The 23,266-nt window shown below is 66.4% G+C and carries 19 protein-coding genes; 11 read left to right on the plus strand and 8 right to left on the minus strand.

Annotation, left to right across the window (positions count from 1 at the left end; all coding sequences use genetic code 11):
* Window positions 1–50: 50 nt before the first annotated feature.
* Together ACUZUJ_RS06375 and ACUZUJ_RS06380 are read left to right on the plus strand one after the other, a co-directional pair.
* Window positions 51–1,325, plus strand: a complete 1,275-nt coding sequence (locus tag ACUZUJ_RS06375) for an AAA family ATPase (protein ID WP_458220094.1) — start codon at window positions 51–53, stop codon at window positions 1,323–1,325.
* A 1-nt stretch (window position 1,326) separates the two neighbouring features.
* Window positions 1,327–1,917: a hypothetical protein gene (locus ACUZUJ_RS06380; RefSeq protein ID WP_458220093.1), complete on the plus strand. Its 591-nt coding sequence runs from the start codon at window positions 1,327–1,329 to the stop codon at window positions 1,915–1,917.
* 14 nt (window positions 1,918–1,931) lie between these two features.
* Here the strand turns inward: ACUZUJ_RS06380 and ACUZUJ_RS06385 are convergent, their stop codons facing one another.
* The 4 genes from ACUZUJ_RS06385 to ACUZUJ_RS06400 form a co-directional block, all read right to left on the minus strand.
* Window positions 1,932–3,107, minus strand: coding sequence for an HlyD family secretion protein (locus ACUZUJ_RS06385; protein WP_458220092.1), 1,176 nt, complete (start codon window positions 3,105–3,107; stop codon window positions 1,932–1,934).
* Between the two features lie 8 nt (window positions 3,108–3,115).
* A complete protein-coding gene (locus ACUZUJ_RS06390; protein WP_101765167.1) occupies window positions 3,116–4,789 on the minus strand; it encodes an MFS transporter in 1,674 nt (557 codons plus the stop codon).
* Window positions 4,789–5,355, minus strand: coding sequence for a TetR/AcrR family transcriptional regulator (locus ACUZUJ_RS06395; protein WP_010483118.1), 567 nt, complete (start codon window positions 5,353–5,355; stop codon window positions 4,789–4,791). The genes ACUZUJ_RS06390 and ACUZUJ_RS06395 overlap by 1 nt, the downstream gene beginning before the upstream one ends.
* Before the next feature lie 278 nt (window positions 5,356–5,633).
* Complete coding sequence (locus tag ACUZUJ_RS06400; RefSeq protein ID WP_101765168.1) at window positions 5,634–7,838, minus strand: TonB-dependent receptor; 2,205 nt, start codon at window positions 7,836–7,838, stop codon at window positions 5,634–5,636.
* 135 nt (window positions 7,839–7,973) lie between these two features.
* Here ACUZUJ_RS06400 and ACUZUJ_RS06405 point away from each other — a divergent pair, with 135 nt between their 5' ends.
* Complete coding sequence (locus tag ACUZUJ_RS06405; protein WP_008264835.1) at window positions 7,974–8,387, plus strand: MerC domain-containing protein; 414 nt, start codon at window positions 7,974–7,976, stop codon at window positions 8,385–8,387.
* 110 nt (window positions 8,388–8,497) lie between these two features.
* A complete protein-coding gene (locus tag ACUZUJ_RS06410) occupies window positions 8,498–8,677 on the plus strand; it encodes a 30S ribosomal protein THX (protein WP_004150462.1) in 180 nt (59 codons plus the stop codon).
* A gap of 99 nt (window positions 8,678–8,776) precedes the next feature.
* Here the strand turns inward: ACUZUJ_RS06410 and ACUZUJ_RS06415 are convergent, their stop codons facing one another.
* From ACUZUJ_RS06415 to ACUZUJ_RS06425, 3 genes are all read right to left on the minus strand, one after another.
* Complete coding sequence (locus ACUZUJ_RS06415; RefSeq protein WP_458220091.1) at window positions 8,777–10,027, minus strand: alkaline phosphatase family protein; 1,251 nt, start codon at window positions 10,025–10,027, stop codon at window positions 8,777–8,779.
* A 505-nt stretch (window positions 10,028–10,532) separates the two neighbouring features.
* Window positions 10,533–11,024: a methylated-DNA--[protein]-cysteine S-methyltransferase gene (locus ACUZUJ_RS06420; RefSeq protein ID WP_005408696.1), complete on the minus strand. Its 492-nt coding sequence runs from the start codon at window positions 11,022–11,024 to the stop codon at window positions 10,533–10,535.
* The gene (locus tag ACUZUJ_RS06425; protein ID WP_458220090.1) at window positions 11,021–12,499 is read right to left on the minus strand and encodes a DNA-3-methyladenine glycosylase 2 family protein; all 1,479 of its coding nucleotides are present in this window, start codon (window positions 12,497–12,499) and stop codon (window positions 11,021–11,023) included. Before ACUZUJ_RS06425 ends, ACUZUJ_RS06420 begins: the two co-directional genes overlap by 4 nt.
* Window positions 12,500–12,935: 436 nt before the next feature.
* Between ACUZUJ_RS06425 and ACUZUJ_RS06430 the strand changes: the two genes are divergently transcribed.
* The 4 genes from ACUZUJ_RS06430 (at window position 12,936) to ubiM (ending at window position 16,372) form a co-directional block, all read left to right on the plus strand.
* Window positions 12,936–14,108 carry a COG3904 family protein gene (locus tag ACUZUJ_RS06430; RefSeq protein ID WP_458220089.1) on the plus strand — a complete coding sequence of 391 codons (1,173 nt, stop codon included), beginning with the start codon at window positions 12,936–12,938 and terminating at the stop codon, window positions 14,106–14,108.
* A 58-nt stretch (window positions 14,109–14,166) separates the two neighbouring features.
* Complete coding sequence (locus ACUZUJ_RS06435; protein WP_101765173.1) at window positions 14,167–14,712, plus strand: DUF4019 domain-containing protein; 546 nt, start codon at window positions 14,167–14,169, stop codon at window positions 14,710–14,712.
* 11 nt (window positions 14,713–14,723) lie between these two features.
* Window positions 14,724–15,113 carry an MAPEG family protein gene (locus tag ACUZUJ_RS06440; protein ID WP_101765174.1) on the plus strand — a complete coding sequence of 130 codons (390 nt, stop codon included), beginning with the start codon at window positions 14,724–14,726 and terminating at the stop codon, window positions 15,111–15,113.
* An 80-nt stretch (window positions 15,114–15,193) separates the two neighbouring features.
* Window positions 15,194–16,372, plus strand: coding sequence for a 5-demethoxyubiquinol-8 5-hydroxylase UbiM (gene ubiM / locus ACUZUJ_RS06445; RefSeq protein WP_049446474.1), 1,179 nt, complete (start codon window positions 15,194–15,196; stop codon window positions 16,370–16,372).
* Between the two features lie 11 nt (window positions 16,373–16,383).
* Here the strand turns inward: ubiM and ACUZUJ_RS06450 are convergent, their stop codons facing one another.
* Complete coding sequence (locus ACUZUJ_RS06450) at window positions 16,384–16,605, minus strand: RNA-binding S4 domain-containing protein (RefSeq protein ID WP_014036469.1); 222 nt, start codon at window positions 16,603–16,605, stop codon at window positions 16,384–16,386.
* A 266-nt stretch (window positions 16,606–16,871) separates the two neighbouring features.
* Between ACUZUJ_RS06450 and ACUZUJ_RS06455 the strand changes: the two genes are divergently transcribed.
* From ACUZUJ_RS06455 to ACUZUJ_RS06465, 3 genes are all read left to right on the plus strand, one after another.
* Window positions 16,872–18,818, plus strand: a complete 1,947-nt coding sequence (locus tag ACUZUJ_RS06455; RefSeq protein ID WP_075674956.1) for a DEAD/DEAH box helicase — start codon at window positions 16,872–16,874, stop codon at window positions 18,816–18,818.
* A 226-nt stretch (window positions 18,819–19,044) separates the two neighbouring features.
* The gene (locus tag ACUZUJ_RS06460) at window positions 19,045–21,468 is read left to right on the plus strand and encodes a putative bifunctional diguanylate cyclase/phosphodiesterase (RefSeq protein WP_458220088.1); all 2,424 of its coding nucleotides are present in this window, start codon (window positions 19,045–19,047) and stop codon (window positions 21,466–21,468) included.
* 109 nt (window positions 21,469–21,577) lie between these two features.
* Window positions 21,578–23,242, plus strand: a complete 1,665-nt coding sequence (locus tag ACUZUJ_RS06465) for a sensor domain-containing diguanylate cyclase (RefSeq protein ID WP_458220087.1) — start codon at window positions 21,578–21,580, stop codon at window positions 23,240–23,242.
* Window positions 23,243–23,266 lie beyond the last annotated feature (24 nt).

Below are 23,266 nucleotides of genomic sequence, written 5' to 3' on the forward strand. Positions count from 1 at the left end.
GTGCTGAATTGTGACGAAGTCGATAGTTTATTCAATAACATAGGGCGGATATGAAGCTCACCCTTGAGCGAGTTGGAGTCATCAAGCGCGCGTCGATTGAGTTGCGTGGACTTACAGTGTTGGCTGGTGAAAATGATACGGGGAAGAGCACTATTGGAAAGGCCGTATTTGCCTTGGTGCAAGCGCTTTCGACGTTTCCTATTGCTTTGGCAAAGAGTAATTCGACCCGGCTACGTCGCGAAATCGATTTGGTGTACTTTGATTTGCGCCGACGTCTCGATGTATCAGAAATGCCTGCTATACGTTCGTTGTTCAGCAAGTTGCGAGCGAGGCCTACCGAAGCTCTGAGCATTTCTGCCGCAGACATGGAGCGACTCTTACGTCCCGATGTTGGTGACGGAGTCGCGACTGAAGAGGTGGAGGCTAGTCTTCACCGGATAGCTGTGTCTTGGTCTCGAATCGAGAAAATTCAGCGGGAATTTGAGCGCGACACAACGGATAGTGGTGCAATTGGTAGGATGATTCATAAGGCGCTTTCCGCGGAATTTTCCGGAAGGATTCAGTCGTCAGGTGTCGAGCCTGCTCGTATCTCTATTGAAGATGGAGCTACTGAGATTCTCTCGATGGATCTGGTGGACGAGAAGGTTTTGTCTTTCCGGGGAGGGGAGCCTATTGGATTCAGAGACGTTACTCTTGTCGAAGGTCCATCAATAATCCAGTACTACCCGTTAGTGAGTGGCTATGATGGATTGTCTTCTAATTCTAGAGGCGCGATTCCGTACCATGTGGTGGATTTGGCTAACAAGCTTAGGCGGGGGCGTGGTGGTATTCGTATAGATGCTGACGACCTAGCTGGTTTGTGTGACGTGTTTGATGGGGAGATGACTTATGATGATGATAAAGATGGCTTTTATCTTCGTCGTGGCACCATGAAGATTCCCCCTGTGAATGTGGCATCCGGCATCAAAGCTCTTTCCATCATAGAGATTCTGTATAAGGGGGATTATGTTGCGGAGGATGCCCTTCTAGTATTGGACGAGCCCGAGACAAACCTTCATCCGAGTTGGCAGATCGCATACGCCAAAGCAATTTGTGCTTTGGTTGACGCTGGGGTAAAGGTGCTAGTTACGACTCATAGTCCTTACATGCTTGAGGCGCTTAGGGAATATTCTGGTCAAAACTCGAACGCCAAGTTTTACATGTCTAGAAGAATCGATGGCGAGGTGAGTTATCTGGATATGTCCGGTGATATCGCCCCGATCATTGAGATGCTTTCTGCGCCTTTGGCAAAAATGTTGAATCTTATGGATGAGAGTAATTTCTAACGTGAACTCTGCTTCGATCATATATGAGGCGCTGGTGAATGAATTTCCCGGCGCGCTTCAGAGTTTGACTGACGTAAGTAGGAATACCAGTGATGCCAGGGATTTTGTAAAAAGCCCTGTCGCTGTTTTCAATTTCGACAACATAAAAAATGTAAAAACCACGAGTTCTGGTACGGAACAGTCTCCCGATGCTCTTTTTTGCCTTGAGAATACGTTGTATTTTGTGGAGTTCAAAGAGGGGGCGTGTAATAAAGCGGATGTTCGTCAGAAGATCCATGAAGGTGTGCTGACTGTTTATCAGTATGCGATGAGTCGCGAGCTCATCTCTAGGGATGATTTCTTTTCAATGTCGATTAAGTATGCGTTGATAAAAAGGATGCGAGAGGGCAAGGGTGGGAATAGTTTTTTGGCTACTCTTGAGATGTCGGTCGATCACTACTCTCTGAAGAACATGGAGGGTTTTGTTGTGTCGGACACTGCAGTTCGATACATCCCTCAGTCTATATTCACCCTGCTTCATAGAATATCTGGTGGCAGTATCGCTGCTATTGATTACATTAATAGCGATTCTTCGGTGATTAGCATTTCGTAGGTATTTGCAAAGATTTATTCCCTCGGGAGTTTTTGTTCATATTTATCCTCCACCGCAGTATCCACCCGCACGATCACCGACATGCCGGGCCGCAGCTGCTCTGCCAGCTTCTGACCTTCATTGATCGATATCCGCACCGGTAGCCGCTGCACCACCTTGGTGAAGTTGCCGCTGGCATTGTCCGGGCGCAGCACGCTGAACTCCGATCCCGTGGCGGGGGCGATTTCCTGCACGCGGCCGCGCAGCACCTGGCCGTGGAACGCGTCCACCGAGAACGTGGCCGGCTGGCCGACGGCCATCCCCCAGGTTTGGCCTTCCTTGTAGTTGGCCACCACCCACAGCGTGTCAGGCACCAGGAACAGCAGCTGCGAACCGGCGGCGACGTACTGGCCCACGCGCACGCTGGCTTCGCTGATCTGGCCGTCGCGTGGCGCGTGGATCACCGTGTTGGCCAGGTCGATGCGCGCCAGTTCCAGCTGCGCCTGTGCGCTTTCCACCTGCGCTTCCAGGCTCTTGCGCGCCACCCGGGTCGACACCAGCGTTTCCTCGGCGATGCGGATCTGCGCCTGCGACTGCTGCACGCTGGCCTGCGCCGAGGCCTGGGTGGTGCGGAACTTGTCGCGGTCGTTGACCGACACCAGCTGCTGCGCGGCCAGCTCCTCGTAGCGCTTGGTCTCGTTGCGCGAGCGCTGCAGTTCGGCTTGCCCGGCCGACAGCGTGGCCTGCGCGGAGGCAATCTGCGCGCGGTTCTGCGCCTGCGACTGGTCCGAGTTGGCCAATGCCGCGTGCGCACTGTCCAGCGTCGCCTGCGCCTGGGCGACACGCTGCGCATAGATGCGGTCATCGATGCGCAGCAGCGGCTCGCCCTGCTTCACATGCTGGAAGTCCTTCACCAGCACCTCGGTCACGTAGCCGTTCACCTGCGGCGCCATCACCGTGATCTGGCCGCGCACATAGGCGTTGTCGGTCACCATCACGCTGCTGGTGAAGGGCCACAGGTGCCAGGCGCGCAGGATCAGCGCGATGCCCAGCAAGGCCACCACCACCATCACCACCACGCTGCGCGCGCTGGGCTTGAGGTACTTCGGCGCGACCGCGGGTTCTGCCGGGGTGGGCGCGGGCGCCGCGTCGGTCGGCGGCGGTGGGGTCACGTTGTCGGTGTCGTCGGGGCGGGGCGGGACGGGAGGCATGGGGGGACTCAACGGGGCGCGGCCGGCGTGGCCACAGTGGGAAGGGCGGGGTGGCGCTTGCGCCATTGCTTGAGCACGGCGGTGCGCAGCGTCAGCAGCAGCAACCAGCACAGGAAGCCGATCGCCAGCCAGCCGCTCAGCGTGAACACATCATTGAAGCCGCGCACGTTGGCTTCGCGGCGCGCGGTCTGCGCCAGCTGCGCGCTACCCTGCGCGCTGCGCAGCACCGGGTCGGTGATCTGCGCGCTGTACAGCTGCTGCTGGAGGCGCAGGCGTTGTGCCACCACCGGATCGGCCGGGTCGAGCTGGCTGGTCAGCGCGCTGGAATACAGCTGCTCGCGATGCAGCTGGAAGGTGCCCAGCACCGCCGAACCGGCAAGGCCGCCCAGGGTCTGCGTGATCGACAGTGTCACCAGGAAGGTGATCATGTGGTCCACGCCCTGTTTCAACGCGGCGGAGATGCCGAGCATGATCAGCGGGCCCATGAACATGCCGGCACCGACCGAGGCCAGGAACTGGCTGGCGTAGAAGTCGTGCGGCCGGTCCAGGCTGGTGCGGTGCTGGTCGAAGAACGCGGCGGCGCCCAGCAGCAGGATCGCCATCAACAGCTGCGCGATCAGCCGTTTCGGGCCGAAGGTCAGCGAGGCGCCGGCGATGCCGACGATCACCCCGGCCAGGATCACCACGAACAGCGGCCGCATCTGGTCCGGCCCCATGCCCAGCGTGCGCATCAGGTTGACCACGCCGTAGGACTGTTCGGTGGTGAGGAAGCGGATCAGGAAGGCGCCGACGATGAAATGCAGCACCGGCAGTGTCGACAGCCAGCGGATCTGCAGCAGCGGATTGCGCCGGTAGTGTTCGATGATCAGTGCGACGGTGGTCAGCGCGATGGAGGCGATCAGCGCCCAGCCCAGCCACGGTGTATTGAGCCACCAGCGCGTATAGCCCTGCGCCAGTACGATCACCAGCAGCGCGACCGCCGGCGCAAGCAGGGCGAAGGTGAGGAAGTCCAATGGCTCGAAGGCCTTCACCTGGATGCCCGGCGGCAGCTTCAGCAGCACCACCGCCGCGAACGCGCACAGGGCCAGGCCGGCTTCGAACGAGTACAGCTGGTGCCACTGGCCGGTATCGACCAGGCCCGGCGACACGATCCAGGCAATCGGCACCGCCAGCTGCGAGAGGCCGACACCGATCACCAGCAGGTTGCCGGTGAACCGCCGTGGCAGCGCCTGCAGCATGTACAGCGTGCCCAGCGTCGAACAGGCCGCGCCAGCGAAGCCGCTGGCGGCACGGGTCAGCATCGTGGTCTCGAAGCTGCCGACGAACAGGTGCAGCACCGCCAGCGCCGCGTACAGGCCCAGGCCGATCTCGGCGAACAGGCGGATGCCGTACTGCTGGCGGAACTTGAAGGCCAGCAGGTTGGCAGTGACGTTGACCATTGCATAAGCCGCTACCAGCCAGCTGCCCTGGGTCGGAGTGAGTGCCAGCTGGCCCTGCAGGAACGGCAGGTTGGCGGTGACCAGCGCATTGCCGAGGCCGCCGGTGATCGCCACCAGCAGCGACACCAGGGCATAGGCCACGCGTCGATAGGGCGGATGCCAGGGCATCGATGCCGAACCGGGCATGGTCGGCTTTTCGTGCTCCTCCCAATCCGGAACCGGCTTCAGATACGGCTGGACCATCAGCGGGCCTCGCTGGTTGCTCCCTGGAGACCCCCGCGCAGCAGCTGCAGGGCGCGCCCGGCCAGGTGGGCGCGCTCGTCGCGGGTCTTGCCGCGCAGGGCCGCGCCCAGCATGCCCGAAATCAGTGAAATATCCGTCTTCTCCAGGTCGGCACGGCACAGGCCGGCGGCCTTGGCGCGGGCGATCGGCGCTTCGAGCAGGTCGCGCACGGTTTCGCGCGCGGTGCGCATGGCAGGAACATCGGAGTCGACCGCGCGCCAGTAATCGGCCAGTGCCGGCGAATCGATGATGCGCTGGGCCATGCCCTCGAACACCTCGAACAGGGCGTCGTCGCGGTCGCCCAACTGTTCGACCTGGCGCCGGATACGGTCGACCGTACGCTGCAGCAGCGCCTGGATCAGCGCGGTGCGGTCGGGGAAGTTGCGGTACAGGGTGGCGCGGCCCACCTGGGCGCGTTCGACCACCAGGTCCAGCGGGGCGGTGACGCCATGTTGGCCGAAGACATGATCGGCGGCGTCGAGGATGAGGGCACGGCGGGCAGCAGCATCGGCACGTTGAGCGGTCATGGAATTATTTTCGGACAAAAGTGTCCGTTTGGCGAGACTTTGAGTGACGGGATTGTCCGGTTGTTGTCGTACGCACATCTTTGTGACGGATGTGTGATGGCGTGGGGCGAAATGAAAACGGGGGCCCGAAGGCCCCCGCTGCGTACATGTGGAAGGAGTGGCAAGGAGATCCACGCCATGCGTGGTCTCAAGGCGGGGGGCAGAGCCCATTCCTGCGGAATGGGATCCGACCCCCGGCGTGGTGCAGTAGATCCACGCCATGCGTGGATGGAGGAGAGTCAGAAGAACGCGCGGATGCCGAATGCGACGCCGCGGCCCGGCAGCGGCGAGTAGTCGCGCAGCAGCGAGGTATGCGGGCGCACTTCGCGGTTGGTCAGGTTGCTGCCATCCAGGAACACCTCGTAGCTGTTGCTGGCGTTGCGGTCCCAACGGTAGGCCAGGTGCGCATCGACCAGGGTGTAGCCGTCGCTCGGTTCCTCGTTCTGGGCGACGTCCTTCTGGCGGCTGTAACGCACCGCACCGACCGATGCGCGCCAGCCGTCCTTCGACCAGCGCAGGTCGGCGCCGACGCGGGCCGGAGCGATACGTGGCAGGTAGCCGGTATTGGCCAGTTCCACCGAGTAGTTGTGGTTGTGGTCGCCATGCGGCACGGCGATGTCCAGGTTGCGGCTGCCGCTGCCATCCAGCTTGGCCTTCACGTAGTCGCCGAACAGGCGCAGGTCCCAGTCACCGGCGCCGCCTTCGAACAGGTGCACCAGCGCTTCGGCCTCGGCGCCGCGGAACACCGCGTCCTGCTGGGTCCAGGCGCGGACCGGCAGGCTCTCGGTGACGCCGGTGTCGGCCAGGTAGATGAAGTCCTTGAATTTGGTCTGGTAGACCGACGCGGAGAAGTCCAGGCGATCACTGTGGGTATGGATGCCAAGCTCGATGCGCTGGCCGCGCTCGGTCTTCAGGTTGGCGTCGCCGATTTCCAGCGAACGGGTGGCGATGTGCGCGCCGGCGGCGTACAGCTCTTCGTTGGTCGGTGCACGCTCGGAGCTGTCCACGCCGATGCGCAGGTCAACGGCATCGTTGAGCTTCCAGATGCCGGCGGCAGACAGGTTGGTAGCGCCGAAGGTGCGGCGGCGGTAGTCACCGGTCGGGTCCAGCTTGACCTGGTCGTGGCGGCCGCCCAGTTCCAGCTTGAACGGGCCGAACTGCTTTTCCTGCAGCACGAACAGGCCGATGTTCTTCGTGCCGGTATCCGGTACGAACGCCTCTTCACCCTTGGCGCCGAAATCACTGTTGCCGAACTGCAGGCCGAAGGCACCGTCCCAGCCGCCGATCTGCTGCTGCACGGCTTCGAGGCGCGCCTCGATGCCACGGTTGGTGAAGCGGGTGGACGGCGTGCCGGCCTCCAGCTCCACGTGCTCGTAGTCGGTGTAGGCCACGCGTGCGTTGATGTTCTTCAGGAACGAGACCGGGTTGTAGATGCCGGCCTTGGTCTCGAAGCGGTTCTGCACCATGTCGATGCGCACATCATGCTCGTCGCCGCCTTCCTCTTCATCGCCATGGTCGTGGCCGTGATCATGGCCATGATCATCACCATCGGCATGCACGTGTGCGCCATTGGGAATGCCGTAGTTGGTGCGGTAGGTGCTGGCCGATACGCCGAAGTAGCCGCCGTCGCCGAGCCACGTCGCGCCGACACCGCCGGCGCGGGTGCGGATCGAGCTGTTGTCCAGGCGGCCACGGCGCGGCTCTTCGCCCTCGGCCGCATCATGGTCGTGATCGTGGTCATGGTGGTCTTCAAGACTGTCGATCACCGCGTAGCCGGGAATGCGGTAGTCGTCGCCATTGCGCACCAGTCCATCCACGTGCAGCACGACATTGCCGCTGACGCCGTCGAGGCGGAACATGCCGCTGCGTTCGTTGTTCACCGAATTGCCGCGCAGCTCGGCGCGGCCGCTGAGCGGGCGCTCCGGCAGCTCGCGCGCGATGCGGCCATCGACCACATTGACCGCACCACCGATGGCGCCGCTGCCGAACAGCAGCGTGGCCGGACCCTTCAGCACTTCGATCTGGTCGGCCAGGAACGGCTCGATGCTGGTGGCATGGTCGGCGCTGACCGTGGAGGCGTCCATGTTGCCCATGCCGTTGGACAGCACGGCCACGCGCGGGCCTTCCTGGCCGCGGATGATCGGGCGACCGACACCGGGGCCGAAGAAGGTGCTCTGCACGCCGGGCAGCTTGGCGACGGTATCGCCCAGGGTGCCGGCCTTCTGCTCGTCCAGGCGCTCACCGGCCAGCACGTCCACCGGGCGCGCCAGGGATTCGGCATCGCCCTGCAGCGGCGACGCGGTGACCTGCACCGACGACAGCTCGGTCAGGTGGCGGTCACGATGGGAGGTGTCCTGGCCGGCTGCAAAGGCGACGGACGGCAGCAGGGCGGCGAGGGCCAGGGCCAGGGAATGCGGCTTGAGCCGAGGGGTGTGGGCGGGCATGGGCAGGTCCTTTGTTACAATGTATCAATCACGGGGCGCACGAATCCCGTCGATGGGACAGGGGGAGGGAAACCGTGCGGGTCGGAGAGGGATGTTATATTATTCCATAACGATTCGCCGACCCTGCTGGAAGTCATGTCCCTGTCCTCACGCCTGCGCCACCTGCTCGACCGTTTCGGTGCCACTGGTTCGATGCTGTGCGCAGTGCATTGCGCGGTGATCCCCGTGCTGCTGGCGGCGGCGCCGTCGCTGGGCCTGTCGTTCTGGCTGAGCGATGGCGTGGAACAGGCGCTGGTGGTGTTCGTGACCCTGCTCGGGCTGTTCAGCCTGGTCTGGGGCTATCGCCGCCACGGTGCGCTGCGCGCGCTCGGCTTCCTGATCCCCGGCCTGGTCGCGCTGTGGGCCGGCGTGCTGTACGACCCGCTGCACCACAACGCGGTGCCACATGCGGTGGTGATGACCATCGGCGGCCTGCTGGTGGGCGTTGCCCACCTGGTCAACCTGCGCCTCAACCACGGCCACGTGCACGACGCAAGCTGCGCGCACTAGGCTCGCCGTGATAGGATTTCCGATCGTGCGCGGGGGCGCCCAGCAAGGCGGCCCCGCCGAACCCGTGTCAGTACGGGGTAACCAGATTTCACACTTGAGGAGTTGAAGACATGGGTAAGGGTGACCGCAAGACCGCCAAGGGCAAGCGCTACAACGCCAGCTACGGCAACGCCCGTTCGCACACCGCGAGCAAGGTCGCCGTAGGCGCCGCCGCCCCGGTTGCCAAGAAGACCGTGGCCAAGGCTCCGGCGAAGAAGGCTGTGGCGAAGAAGGCCGTCGCCAAGGCCTGATCCGGCCGACCGACCGGTCCAAGGAAAACGCGGCGCCTGGCGCCGCGTTTTTTTATGCCTGTCCGGCGAGCCGAGCGTGGGCTCGGCCCTGCAAACGGATCAGCGCAGCGTTTTCTTCAGCGTCTCCGCATTGCCGTCGTTCGGCGCGGCCGGAATCTGCAGCAGGTGGGCCAGCAGCGGATAGACGTCGACATTGTCGAAGCCGTCGATCACCAGGCCCTGGCGGAACGATGGGCCACTGGCCACGAACACCGCACGCATCGACGGCAGAGCATTGTCGTAACCGTGCGAGCCCCGGTCCTGGTGGACGCGCTTGGCGAGCTTCTGCTGGTGCAGCGCGTCCCAGCCTTCATCCATGTTGCAGATGATGGCCGGAATGCGCGGGTGGGTACCGTAGTGCCAGCGTGCCGGCAGGTTCTCCTTCTTCCAGCACTCGTAGTGCGCGTGGCGGCCGAGCAGGGCACGTTCGGCCTCCGCCTCACGACCGGCCACTGGCGCGAAGCCCACCGACTGGCCCTGGCTGACATTGCGTGCGATGGCCGGATCGACCATCGATTCGGTGGAAATCACCTGGCTTTCAGGCACCGATGCCATGCCGTGGTCGGATACCACGATCACATTGGTGGTGGTGGCCAGGCCGCGTTGCTGCAGGCCGTCGAGCACCTGGCCGACGATCAGATCGGCGCGTACGATCGCGTCGGCGTACTGCTTCGACCCGGGGCCGTAGTTGTGGCCGGCCTTGTCCACGTGCTCCATGTACAGCGTGGTCAGGCGGGGAGCATCGGCATCGGTCTGTGCCAGCCAGTCGAGCACGATGCCGGCGCGCTGCTCCAGCGGTTCCTTGCCGTCGTAGACGCGCCACTGGCTGGGGCGCACACCCCGGATTTCCGATTCACTGCCCGGCCACGACGTGGTGGCGGTGCGCACGCCGGCATTTTCCGCGCCGACCCAGATCGGTTCACCCCCCCACCAGCGGCTGTCGGTCACCGCTTCACGGTTGCCCAGTTCGAAGCGGCCGAGGGCTGCGTCGTCCATGCTGTTGTTGACGATGCCGTGGTGATCCGGACGCAGGCCGGTGACGATCGTGTAGTGGTTGGGGAAGGTCAGGGAAGGATAGGACGGCGTCATCCAGCGGGCGCGCACGCCGCCGTCGATCATCCGCTGCAGGTTCGGGGTCAGCCCGCGGTCCAGCGCATCGGCGCGCAGGCCGTCGATGGAGATCAGCAGCAGCTTCGGCGGTGCAGTTGCAGCGACGGACGTGGGAACGGAGGCGGTAGGGGCGGGCGCAGTGGTGCAGGCAGCCAATGGCAGCAGCAGCGCCAGCGAACAGGTCAGGCGTACGGAAGTCATCTGCTCATGATAAGCCGGTGCAATGACGTGCCAAAGACACGCCGCGCTATCGCGCGCCGTGTCCGCGCATTTTTCCTTATCCCCGCGCCGTCGGCGCGCCCCCTTGAACAACAAGGGGGCTTTCCACCAGACAGATTCCAGATGTTTCCATCCACGCATGGCGTGGATCCACCGTGTCGACCAAGGTCGACACCTACCAGCGGCCGCGCAGTACGCCGTCCCGGCAGATCGCAGGAATCTGTCGAAGGCGGGGGGGGGGCCGGTTGCGGGGGTGTCCGCGGCATGGATGCCGCGGCCAAGCCCCCAAGGGTGAGGGCGCTTTGCTTGCGAAGCACTGCTTCGCAAGCGCCCGAACGCCCAGCCGCCAGCGGCTGGGCCGGACCGCGGAGCGGGGTTTACGGCGTCCCCCGCAACTGGACCCACCGCACCATCCCACGGAATGCTGCTGTTGCTTCGGCTGTTGCCGTTGCCTCTGCGGGTGCCGGGCGCAGCCCGGCCTGCCCTCTCAGGCGAACAGCGGGGCCTGGCGCTGTTCCAGCCGCAGTAGCGCGGCCTTGGTTTCCAGGCCGCCACCGAAGCCGGTCAGCGCGCCATTGCTGCCGATCACGCGGTGGCAGGGCAGGATGATCGGCAACGGGTTGCGGCCATTGGCCGCGCCCACCGCGCGGGTCGCGCTGGGTTGTCCCAGATGCTGCGCCAGCTGCAGGTAGCTCCAGGTCTGGCCGAACGGAATCAGTGCCAGCGCCTGCCACACGCGCAGCTGGAACGGCGTACCACGCGGCGCCAGCACAAGGTCAAAGCTGTTGCGCTCGCCGTGCAGGAACTGCAGCAGCTGCTCGCGCGCTTCCGGCAATGCATCCGGTGCGTAGTGCCAGTCATCGCGCCCGCGTGCGGGGTGGCGGTTCTCCGGGAACAGCACATGCGAAAGGCCACGCTCGTCGCCGGCGATGGTCAACACGCCGATCGGACTGTCGAAACGATCGAACAACAGGGTCATGTCGGTTCTCCAACGAAAGTGCCGGACAGGTGCCACAGGTGCAGCACGGCATAGGCGCGCCAGGGGCGCCACGGCTGCGAGCGCGCTTCGGTCGCGCGTTCGCCCAGGCGCTGGCCCTGCGCGTGGCCGAGGACCTGCTGCAGTACAAGATCGCCGGCCGGGAAGGCATCGGGCTGGCCGAGGCCACGCAGGGCGATGTACTGCGCGGTCCATGGGCCGATGCCGGGCAGTGCCACGCAGCGGGCAACAAACTCTTCCAGCGCCTGGCCGGGCCCGAAGTCGAGCTGGCCATTGGCGCAGGCGGTGGCCAATGCGCGCACGGTGGCGGCGCGGCTGCGCGGCAGGCCGATCGATTCCAGCGGCGCCTCGGCCAATACCTCGGGTGCCGGGAACTGGCGATCGAAGTCGGACGGCATGCCCGGCAGGTGCGCGCCATAGGCATCGACCAGCCGCCGCGCGAAGGTGGTGGCTGCGGCAACCGTGACCTGCTGGCCGAGTACCGCGCGCACGCCGACCTCGAAGCCATCCCAGCCGCCGGGCACGCGCAGCCCGGGGCGCTCGGCGATGCCGCGCGCCAGCAGCGGTTCCTCGCCGAGCGCGGCATGCACCTGCTGCAGGTCGGCATCCAGATCGAACACGCGACGCACGCGGCGCACGATGTCCGGGATCAGGCGCGGATCCACCGCACCCAGCTGCAGGCGCAGCTCCGGGCGCTTCGGGTCAGCAGTGACGCGCAGCAGGGTGGGGTGCTCCGGCGTGCCCAGCACGCGCTGGTAGCTGTCTTCGCCGATCAGTTCGATGCCGGGCAGGCTGCGCTTGCGCAGGAACGCGAGCATGCGCGGGAAGTCCAGCGGTGGACGGTAGCCCAGGCGCAGCACCAGGCCGCCATCGTCGGCGGCCAGCGGTTGATGCTGGCGGCGCAGTGCGGTGGGCGCCATGCCGCAACCCTGCAGGAACGCGGTATTGAAACGGCGCAGGCTGTTGTAGCCGGCGGCCAGCGCGACGTCGGTCACCGCCAGCGTGGTTTCGGTCAGCAGCTGCTTGGCCAGCAGCAGGCGATGGGTGGCATGGATCTGCCCGGGCGTCGCGCCCAGGTGTTCGACGAACAGGCGCTGCAGCTGGCGCGCGCTGAGGCCGAGCTTCGTTGCAAGATCGGCCACCGGCTGCTCCTGCAGGAAGCCGCCGTGGATCAGGGCCAGGGCGCGCTGCACGGTCTGCCCGGCCAGTGCCTGCTGGGCCTGTGGTGCCAGCTCCGGGCGGCAGCGCAGGCACGGGCGATAGCCGGCGGCGGCGGCGGCAGCGGCGGTCGGGTAGTAGGTGATGTTGCGGGGCTTCGGGGGCGGTGCCGGGCAGACCGGGCGGCAATAGATGCCGGTGCTGCGCACGGCGGTGAAGAACACGCCGTCGAAGCGTGCGTCGCGGGCCAGGCGGGCGCGGTCGCAGGCGGCGGTGTCGAGGGCGAGGGCGGTGTCCATGGCGCCAGTCTAGGCGGGTAAGGGGGGCAATACTCGCCACATTCGGACATGGATGCTGGAGAGGGTACTGGCAGGGCTTGCAGCCCTGCACCCGCAACGTCAACGTCACCGTCAACGTCTCAATCAAAAGCTGGCAGTCCGTGAGATGGCGGGGCGGTGTGGGCTGGCAGGACACGCCGTAAACCCGTCCATGGGGGCTCGATGGCGCCATCCATGGCGCCAACGGTCCTGCCAGCCCACATCGCCCCACCTCTGACAGTTGGTCGCTGCAGTTGGTGGGTGCCGACCGTTGGTCGGCATGCTTTGCTGTTGGTAGGTGTCGATCTTGGTCGACACGCTTTTCGCCCAGGGTCAGAAGGGGTTCAGTGCCACGCGCTGAATGCGCGGCCTGGACGGGTAGACTGTGGCTCTTGCTCCCATCAATCCCGGTTGCCCGATGTCCGCCAAACTCCGCTGGTTGCCCCTGTTGTGCCTGGCCCTGGCGGGCTGCAGTCAGCTGGAGAATCCGGGCAATGTGACTGCTGCCGACAAGGCGGCGAGGGCACCGGCCAGCGATGGCGAGAACATGGTCTCGATCAACGCCGCCGACGCGCCGCCACCGCCGGCACCACCGCGCAGCCAGGCGGATCGGCCGTGGCCGCAGGCGCAGCTGGAAAATGGGCGTGCCTGGGTCAGTTGCAGCACGGAATATGCGGGCGATGCCGGCGACGGTGCCGAGCTGGAAGGCCTGCAGCGCGAGCAGATCACCCAGGCCCTGGCGCCGTGTGCCGAGCGTGGCCTGATGCGCGTGCGTTACGCCGGCAAGATCAATCCGGGCTTCGCCGAAATGATGTGGCGGCTGGCGGTGGTCGCTGACGAGCAGAAGATCCACAAGCGCATCCTCGATCTGGACTCCAGCGGCGGCCAGGTGGAGTCGGCGATCGTTGCCGGTGACAGCATCGGTGAATCGGGCTGGACCATCTGGGTGCGCGAAGGCTCGATCTGCCACAGCGCCTGCGTGTTCGTGCTGGCCGCTGGTGACAACCGCCTGCTGTCGGGCAAGGTCGGCATCCACCGCATGATGCGCATCAGCTCCAAGGCCACCTCGCGCGCGGAACTCAACCGCGAGCTGCACGAGGTCTACGACAACGTGAAGGATTACCTGCAGCGCAATGGCGTGGCGGTGGGCGTGGCCGATCTGATGATGACCGTGCCCAACCGCAGCCTGCGCCTGCTGACGCCGGATGAGCTGCGCCAGTACGGCCTGGATGGCACCAACGCGGTGCAGGACGATCTGGAACGGATCAAGCAGATGCGCGCCTGCGGCGATGACTTCGTGCAGCGCAAGGATGCGTTCCTGATCGCCTTCGACCAGCAGTGCAAGCGCGAAGGCGCCGACATGGAATCGATCAACAGCTGCGGCCAGGCCCTGAAGCAGCGCTTCGGCTTCCCGGATGCGGTATGCCCGGAAGAGAGCCCGCTGTCGGAAATCGATGTGGCGACGCTGCCACCGGCGCCGTCCGAGCCGCCGCCGGTGGCCGAACAGGCCCCGGCCGCAACCGGCACGCAGGCCGCGCCGGCCGCGCAGGCCGACGCCGCAGTGGTGGAAGGCAGCGCCCACGCGCGCTGACGAACGGCTCACCGCGCTGGCGTAGACTGCGGTTCTTTCCCGAGAACCGGCGGTGTCCATGAAGCGCGTGCTCCTGCTGCTGTCCCTGCTGCCCCTGACCGTGTTGGCGCAGACGCCTGCGCCGGCCACGCCTGCACCGGCTCCGGCACGCCCGGCCCCTGCCTCGCCAGCGGCCGCGAAGCCCGCTACCGCCGGTACCCCCGCGTTGACCGCCGCGCAGCAGGCGCAGGTGCAGAAACAGGACGCGGAAATGGGCGCCGCCGCAGTGAAGGCAGCGCAGCTGGTCGATGCCAACCGCGCCGGCGAATTGTGGGATGGCGCTTCGGCCGTCGCACGCCGCGCGGTACCGAAGGCCGCCTTCGTCAGCCAGCTGACCACCGAACGCACGCGCCTGGGAGCGCTGGCTGGGCGTGGCCAACCGACCATCACCCGGGTCAAGTACGGCGCCGGTGCCGCGGTGCCGGAAGGGCTGTACATCAACGTCAGCTTCCCGACCCGTTTCGCCAACAGCGCGCAGCCGGTGCGCGAGCTGGTCTCGTTCCGTTTCGACGAGGACCAGGTGTGGCGCCTGGCCGGTTACAGCCTGCGTGCGTCGGCACCCTGAGGAGATGAACGATGGCAACTGAACTGACGATGCTGGCCTGGTCGGTGCTGCTGGGCTTCGTCTACATCTTCGCCACCTCCACCGTGGTCACCCGCGAGCGCGGGATGAAGTGGAATGCCTCGGCACGGGATGGCGACGCAAAGCCGGTCAGCCCGCTGGCCGGTCGCCTGCAGCGTGCCCAGGCCAACTTCCTGGAAACCTTCCCGTTCTTCGCTGCGGCTGCGATCGCGGTGGTGCTGGCCGGGCGCGGCAACTACACCACGGCGCTGGCCGCGCAGGCCTACTTCTGGGCGCGCGTGGTCTACCTGCCGCTGTATGCCGCGGGCGTGCCCTACGTGCGCAGCCTGGTGTGGGCGGTGTCGCTGCTGTCGATCCTGGCGCTGGTGTTCGCGTTGTTGTGATCCCGGCCTGATCCAGATCAAGGCCGGTCAGGTGCGCGGCGCTATGCTGGCCCGGACTGAATCAACGGCAGGAGGCGCGCATGCGCAGGATGGACGTGGTGGTGGTCGGCGCCGGACCGGCAGGTCTGTGCTTCGCGCGCGCGCTGGCCGGCAGCGGTCTGCAGGTCGGGCTGGTTGAAGTGCAGCCGCGCCAGGCCCTGGCCGAGGCCGCCTTCGACGGCCGCGAGATCGCGTTGACCCATGCCTCACGACAGAGCATGGAACAGCTGGGGTTGTGGCAGCGCCTGCCGCACGCCGAAGTCGCTGAACTGCGCGATGCCAAGGTGATGAACGGCGGCTCGCCATTCGCGCTGACCTTCGCCAGCAGCCAGGTCGATGGCCAGCCGCTGGGCTGGCTGGTGCCCAACCATCTGATCCGTCGCGCCGCGTGGGATGCCGTACAGGGCCAGGACGGCCTGGAACTGTTCGACGGGCGCAAGGTGCAGGGCGTGCAGGCCGATGCGCAGGGCCACGTGGTCAAACTCGATGACGGCAGCCAACTGCACGCGCGGCTGCTGGTGGCCGCCGACAGCCGCTTCTCCGCCACCCGCCGCATGCTTGGCATCGGTGCGCAGATGCGCGATTTCGGCAAGTCGATGCTGGTGTGCCGCATGCAGGTCGAGCGCGACCATCACCACACCGCGTGGGAGTGGTTCGGCTACGGCCGCACCATGGCGCTGCTGCCGCTCAACGAGGGCCAGGCGTCGGCGGTGATCACGCTGCCACCGCGGCAGATCGAAGAGCTGCTGGCGATGGACGAGGTGGCGTTCGGTGAGGCCATCAGTGCCTGCTTCGAACACCGCCTGGGCCGGATGCAGCCGGTGGCCACGCCGCAGGCGTATCCGCTGGTGGGTGTGTACGCGCACCGTTTTGTCGGCGAGCGTTCGGCGCTGATCGGTGATGCCGCAGTGGGCATGCATCCGGTCACCGCGCATGGCTTCAACCTGGGCCTGGCCAGCGCACAGCGGCTGGCGCAGGGCATCGTCGCGCAGCAGCGCCGTGGTGCCGACATTGCCGCCGCTGGCATGCTGGCCAGCTACCAGCGCGGTCATCGGCTGGCATCGCGTCCGTTGTACGAAGCCACCAATGCGATCGCCAGCCTGTACACCGACGACCGTCGCCCGGCGCGCCTGCTGCGTGCGGCGGGCCTGCGCCTGGCGCAGGGCGTGGCACCGTTCAGGCAGCTGATCGCCTCGCACCTGACCCAGCGCGTGGCCTGAACAGCTTCAGATCAGCCGGCAGCCAGCACCCGGATCTGGCTGTCGGCGAATTCGACCACCTGGCCTGCGCGGATCTTGCAGGCCTTGCGCAGTTCGACTTCGCCGTCGACCCGTACCTGGCCCTCGCTGATGACCATCTTGGCCTCGCCGCCACTGGTGACCAGGTCGGCCAGCTTGAGCAGCTGCTTGAGTTCGACGTAGTCACCGTCGAGGTCGAATTCGAGAATCTGCATGGAGCGGGGTTCCTGGGAAGAGGGCGCAGGCCAGCGGCCGGGCCGGAAAGAGGGCGCGTATTGTGCGCCAGCACGGGGCAGGACGGCACGCGCACGCAAAGCTGTATGCGTTGTTCAGGATCAATGCGGTATCATTCCGCTCTGAGCGAGTGAAATCTCCTCCGACCGAGCAGCGCCAGGGCACGCGATAAGAAGGGCGCCCAAAGCGCGGACCATCCCCTTTTTATCGCACTGCCAGGAAGACGGCAGTGCCTTCGGAGTTCCCCATGTCCCAAGATTCCCAAGCGCCGCTGCAGTTTGCGCAGCTCGGCCTGTCCGAGCCCGTGATGCAGGCGGTCACCGCCATCGGCTACGAAACCCCGTCGCCGATCCAGGCCGCCACCATCCCGGCGATGCTGGAAGGCCGCGACGTGCTGGGCCAGGCCCAGACCGGTACCGGCAAGACCGCTGCCTTTGCACTGCCGGTACTGTCCAACATCGACCTGCAGCAGATCAAGCCCCAGGCCCTGATCCTGGCGCCGACCCGCGAACTGGCCATCCAGGTCGCCGAGGCGTTCCAGTCCTATTCGTCGAAGATCCCGGGCTTCCGCGTGCTGCCGGTGTACGGCGGCCAGCCGTACGGCCAGCAGCTGTCGGCGCTGCGTCGTGGCGTGCATATCGTGGTCGGTACCCCCGGCCGCGTGATCGACCACCTGGACCGCAGCACCCTGGACCTGTCCGAGCTGAAGACCCTGGTGCTGGACGAAGCCGATGAAATGCTGCGCATGGGCTTCATCGACGACGTCGAAGCCGTGCTGAAGAAGCTGCCGGAGCAGCGCCAGGTGGCCCTGTTCTCGGCCACCATGCCGCCGCAGATCCGCCGCATCGCGCAGACCTACCTGCAGGACCCGGTGGAAGTGACCATCGCGGCCAAGACCACCACCTCGGCCAACATCCGCCAGCGCTACTGGTGGGTGAGCGGCATGCACAAGCTGGACGCGCTGACCCGCATCCTGGAAGTCGAGCCGTTCGACGCGATGATCATCTTCGCGCGTACCAAGGCCGGCACCGAAGAACTGGCCAGCAAGCTGCAGGCCCGTGGCCTGGCCGCTGCCGCCATCAACGGTGACATGCAGCAGGCCCAGCGTGAGCGCACCATCGCCATGCTGAAGGAAGGCAAGCTGGACATCCTGGTCGCCACCGATGTGGCTGCCCGCGGCCTGGACGTGGAGCGCATCAGCCACGTGCTGAACTACGACATCCCGTACGACACCGAAAGCTACGTGCACCGCATCGGCCGTACCGGCCGTGCCGGCCGCAGCGGCGAGGCGATCCTGTTCGCCACCCCGCGCGAGAAGGGCATGCTGCGCCAGATCGAGCGCGCCACCCGCCAGCCGATCGAAGAGATGCAGCTGCCGAGCGTGGAAGCGGTCAACGACACCCGCATCAACAAGTTCACCTCGCGCATCAGCGAAACCCTCGGCGCCGGCGGCCTGGACTTCTACCGCCAGCTGCTGGAGCGCTTCGAGAACGAGCAGAACGTGCCGGCCATCGAAGTGGCCGCTGCGCTGGCCAAGATGCTGCAGGGTGACACCCCGTTCCTGCTGCAGCCGCCGGTGCGTGCCCCGCGTGAAGAGCGTGCGCCGCGTGAACGCTTCGACCGTGGCGACCGCCCGGAACGTGGCGATCGCTTCGACCGCAACGAGCGTGGTCCGCGCTTCGAGCGTGGCCCGCGCCGTGATGACGCTGAAGGTGGTTTCGAGCAGCGTCCGCGCCGCGAGGTTCCGCCGCGTGGTGCGCCGGAGCAGGGCATGGAGACCTACCGCATTTCGGTCGGCCACCAGCACGGCGTGAAGCCGGCCAACATCGTCGGCGCCATCGCCAACGAAGCCGGCCTGGAAAGCCGCTTCATCGGCCGCATCGACATCCACGATGACTTCTCGCTGCTGGACCTGCCGGCACAGATGCCGCCGGACGTGCTGTCGCACCTGCAGAAGGTCTGGGTGTCGGGCCAGCAGCTGCAGATGCGTGCGCTGGCTCCGGGTGAAGACACCAACCCGGCCCCGCGTCCGTTCAAGCCGCGCTTCGACAAGCGTGGTCCGGGCGGCCCGGGTGGCCCGCGTCGCGGTGGCCCGGGCGGTCCGGGTGGCCACGGTGGCGACCGCGGCGGAGACCGCGACAGCCGCCCGCCGCGTCGTGACGGCTTCAAGCCGCGCGGCCCGCGCAGCTACTGAGCGGCAACGTAGCCATGACAACGCCAGCCTTCGGGCTGGCGTTGTCCGTTCCAGGGCCGGAAAAGGGGACGGAGGGGATTAAGTCGTATATGGCAGGCCACGTGCTTATGCCGAAAACGACTTAATCCCCTCCGTCCCCTTTTTCGCATGGTCAACACATTGCCGGTCCTAGGCTGAGCCGGTTCCAAGGGAGGTTGTCACCGCAGCACATTCGGGGGGATCCGGGATGGGTAGGAGTGGCACGGACCAACAGAGCCGGCGGGTACCGATGACCCGCGGCCTGGGACTGCGATTTGCGTTGTTGACGGGCATGGCGATTGGATTGGTCGCACTGTCCGCATTGATCCAGGAACTGCAGGCGGCCTCCACCGCCTGGATCGCCGGCCAGGGCTACTGGTCGCGTGGTCAGCAGGATGCGACCGCCGCACTCAGCCGCTATCTGGCGCGGGGGGATGCCCAGGACCTGGACGACGCACGCCAGGCCCTGCAGGTGCCATTGGGCGATCTGCAGGCGCGGTTGGCGCTGGAACAGGCCGAGCCGGACGAAGCCAAGGCCAGGCAGGGCTTCCTGCAGGGCGGCAACGCGCGCGCCGATATCCCGCGCCTGGTGTTCTCGTTCCGCTATGCGCGCGATATCGGTGCCTTCCGCGAAGCAACCGCGCTGTGGCGGAAGACCGACGGCGACCTGATGGCGGTGCAGCGCCTGATCGATGAGTTGCAGCTGCGGCACGACAGTGGCCCGGTGCCGACCGCCGCGCGTGACCGCTACCTGCAGCAACTGGGTGACCTTGATCGGCGGATGCAGGTGCAGAGCCAGGCGTTCTCGCAGGCGCTGCTGCGGATGGCGACGCTGGTGAGGCTGACCACGTTGATGGTTGCGGGCCTGTCGGTGCTGGCGATCAGCCTGATGGCGGTCGCGCTGGCGCGTCGCGTCGGCAAGGACCTGACCGAACACGAGAGCCGTTTCCGCGCTGCGTTCTACCAGGCCAACGTCGGCATGCTCAAGCTCGATACCGAAGGCAAGGTGGTCGAGGCCAACCAGGCGATGGCCGATATCCTCGATCACCGTCGTGACATGCTGCTGCAGCTGTCACTGGGCGACCTGCTGATGGACGGTGAACTGGTCATCGATGGGGTGGGGCGCATCGATTGGGACCGCCAGCTGCGGCCGAGCGAACTGCGCTTCCGCCGTCGCGATGGCAGCCTGGTCTGGGGCCGCTGGAGCGGCACCGGCGTGCGCAGCACCGGCGGTGGCCTGTCGGTGTTCGCGATCATCGAGGACGTCAGCCAGAACCATGCACTGGCGCGCGAGATCGAACACCACGCCAGCCATGATCCGCTGACCGGCCTGATCAACCGCCGCGAGATCGAGCGGCTGCTGGAGCGCGCGCTGCTGCAGGTGCGCAGCGAGGGCGGCACGCACGCGCTGTGCTACATCAACCTGGACCATTTCAAGCTGGTCAACGACAGCTTCGGCCACGCCGCCGGCGACCAGATGCTGCGCAGCTTCGCCGACTATCTGGTGGCGGCGGTGCGCGATGGCGACTGGGTGGGACGGCTGGGCGCGGACGAGTTCGCGGTGTTCCTTGCCCATGCCGGGCAGGACGAGGCCAAGCGCGTGCTGCAGCGGGTGATCCGCAACCTGGGCCAGGCGACGTTCCCGGTCAGCGAGGGCAGCCCGCAGCTGAGCTGCAGCATCGGCGTGGTCGAGGTCAGCGCCGAGGCACCGGATGTGAACTGGCTGATGAGCGCCGCTGACAGCGCGTGCTATGCGGCCAAGCAGGCCGGCCGCAACCGCGTGCACTGCTTCAACGAGAACCGCATGGCGCTGGAGGAACGGCGCCTGGAAGCCGAACGCCTGCAGGGCGTCAGCCTGGCCATGGCCGAGAACCGCATGGTGCTGTATGCGCAGCGCATCGCCCGCGTCGGCGATCCCGCGTACCTGCACTATGAGGTGCTGGTGCGCATGCGTGGCAGCGATGGCAGCCTGCACCTGCCGGGCCAGTTCATGCCGGCGGTGGAGCGCTATGGCATGGCCGTGGCGCTGGACCGGCACGTGCTCGGCCTGCTGTTCCGGCATCTGCAGGTGTGCCCGGCACACGTCCGGCAGCTGGGCCTGTGCAACGTCAACGTCTCGGCGCAGTCGATCGCCGAGCCGGGCTTCCTCGCCTTCGTCTGCGATCTGCTGGAGCGCAACCGCGCAGTGGCCTCCAAGCTGTGCTTCGAAATCACCGAGACCGCTGCGATCAGCAACCTCAGCCAGGCGCGCGCCTTCATCGATGCGGTGAAGGCGCGTGGCTGCCGGATGGCGTTGGACGATTTCGGCTCCGGGCTGTCCTCGTTCGGCTACCTGCGCCAGCTGCCGGCCGACATCCTGAAGATCGACGGGGCCTTCGTGCGTGACATGGATACCGATCCGGTCAGCCACGCCACCGTGCGCGCGATCAGTGAACTGGGGCGCGAGCTGCAGATGGAGGTGGTGGCCGAATGGGTGGAGACCGCCGACGTCGCCGCCGCGCTGACCCGGCTCGGGGTGCAGGGCCTGCAGGGCTATGCGGTCGAGCGGCCGCAGCCGCTGGAGCGGATGACCCTGAGTGACCTGAGGCCGGTGCGCCTGGTGGCGGTGAAGGGGCCTCCCGCCGCAGGCTGAACGTGCGTCGGCGACTTTGGTCTACACGTGCGCTGCAGCCGCGGCTGCGATAATGCCCGGCAGGGGCGACGCGCAGTGGGCGCGGGCGTAAGCAGGAACAGGGCGTGGCGTGGGCGGCAGGCAGTGGCAGTACGGAACAGGGGTGGTGCTGGTCATGCTGCTGGTGTGGTTGGCAACGCCATGGCCGCTGTCGGCTGCAGTAGCCGAAGCCGGGCGTGATTACCTGCTGGTCGGTGCAGCCACCGATGAACCCACCCCGCATCGCGCTTGCACGCCGGAGATGCTGGCGGGGCCACGACAGCAGGTGCAGGTGTCCGCGCCAGCGGGCGGCTGGTCGGGCCAGCCGCAGGCACTGGACGTGTTCAATGTGTTTGCCGGCGAAGTCCGCGTGCAGCACGGTGATCGCGAAATCTGCGGCAACATGCACGATGCCCGTACCCGTGATTCCCGGTTCCGCGCAGGCATCGGCCTGGTCGCGGTGCCGCCGGCCGGCAGCAATGAACCGTTCCTGGTGTCATGGCAGACGCCGCTGAAGGCGCGCTGGGTGCCGACCCTGCGGCTGGGGGCGCCCAGCCCCGTGCAGCAGAACGATACCGCCCGCCTGCTGGTGCGCGCGGCCTGCATCGCCGTGGCGATCGCGCTGGCCTTGTCGGCCCTGATGGCCTTCCTCACCACCCGCGACCGCAGCTTCCTGGTCTACATCGCCGGTACCACCGTGCTGGTGCTGTGGCAGGCCATCCTCGGTGGCCTCAGCGGCTACCCGGAGCCGTGGCTGCCGGTGGGCGAGCGCGGCGCCTGGTGGCTGCTGTCGTTGACCGCGGCGTCGCAGGCACTGGTGCTGCCGGCACTGTGGCGTCTGAACGGCGGCGACCGCCTGCTGCCGGGATCGCGCCCGGTGCAGCTGCTGGCGCTGTGGGGATTGCTGGCGCTGGCCGCATGGGTGCCCTGGCTGCAGTGGAACAGCCTGGCCTGGGTGGCGCAGGGCCTGCAGGTGTCCTACCTGCTGGGCTGTGGCCTGGCCTTGATGGTCGGGGTGTGGGCGCGGCTGCGCGGTGACCGCTGGGCGCAGGCGGGATTGGCGGCGCTGGCACCGATGCTGGTGTTGATCCTGGCCGACGCCTGCCGCGCTGCGTGGTTGCTGGAATACCGCGTGGAAGCACTGCAGCTGTCGGTGACCTGGCTGCTGATGATGGCCGCCTATGCGCTGAACCAGCGGCTGGGCCGCCTGCGCCAGCAGCGCGATGAACTGCGCCAGCTGGCCGAAACCGATGGCCTGACCGGGCTGCCCAACCGCCGTGCCGGCCTGCAGCAGCTGGCCCGGCATCTGGAACGGGTTGATCGCGAGCGCGGCCCGCTGGTGATCGGGTTCCTCGACATTGACCTGTTCAAGGACATCAATGACCGCCATGGCCACGCCGTGGGCGACCAGGTGCTGGTGGCGGTGGCTCGTGCATTGCGTGCCGCGGTGCGCAGCCAGGACCAGGTGGTGCGGATGGGCGGCGAAGAGTTCCTGCTGCTGATGCCGGGCATGCCGCGCGAGGCGGCGTCGGCACGCCTGGATCGCCTGCGCCAGCACATCACCGAAGCGGGCCGGGTGCTGCAGGTACCCGGCCTGGAGGTCACCGCCAGCATCGGCCTGGCGCAGTGGCGACCGGGTGAGGACGATCTCGCCGCGCTGTTGCGACGGGCCGACCATGCCATGTACGTGGCCAAGCGTGCCGGCCGCAACCGGGTATTCGACGGCGAAGAGCTCGATCCACCCGGCCTGGCATGAAGCGCTGCGGGCGGCGATGCCGGA

The organism is Stenotrophomonas sp. S4 (assembly GCF_054187805.2).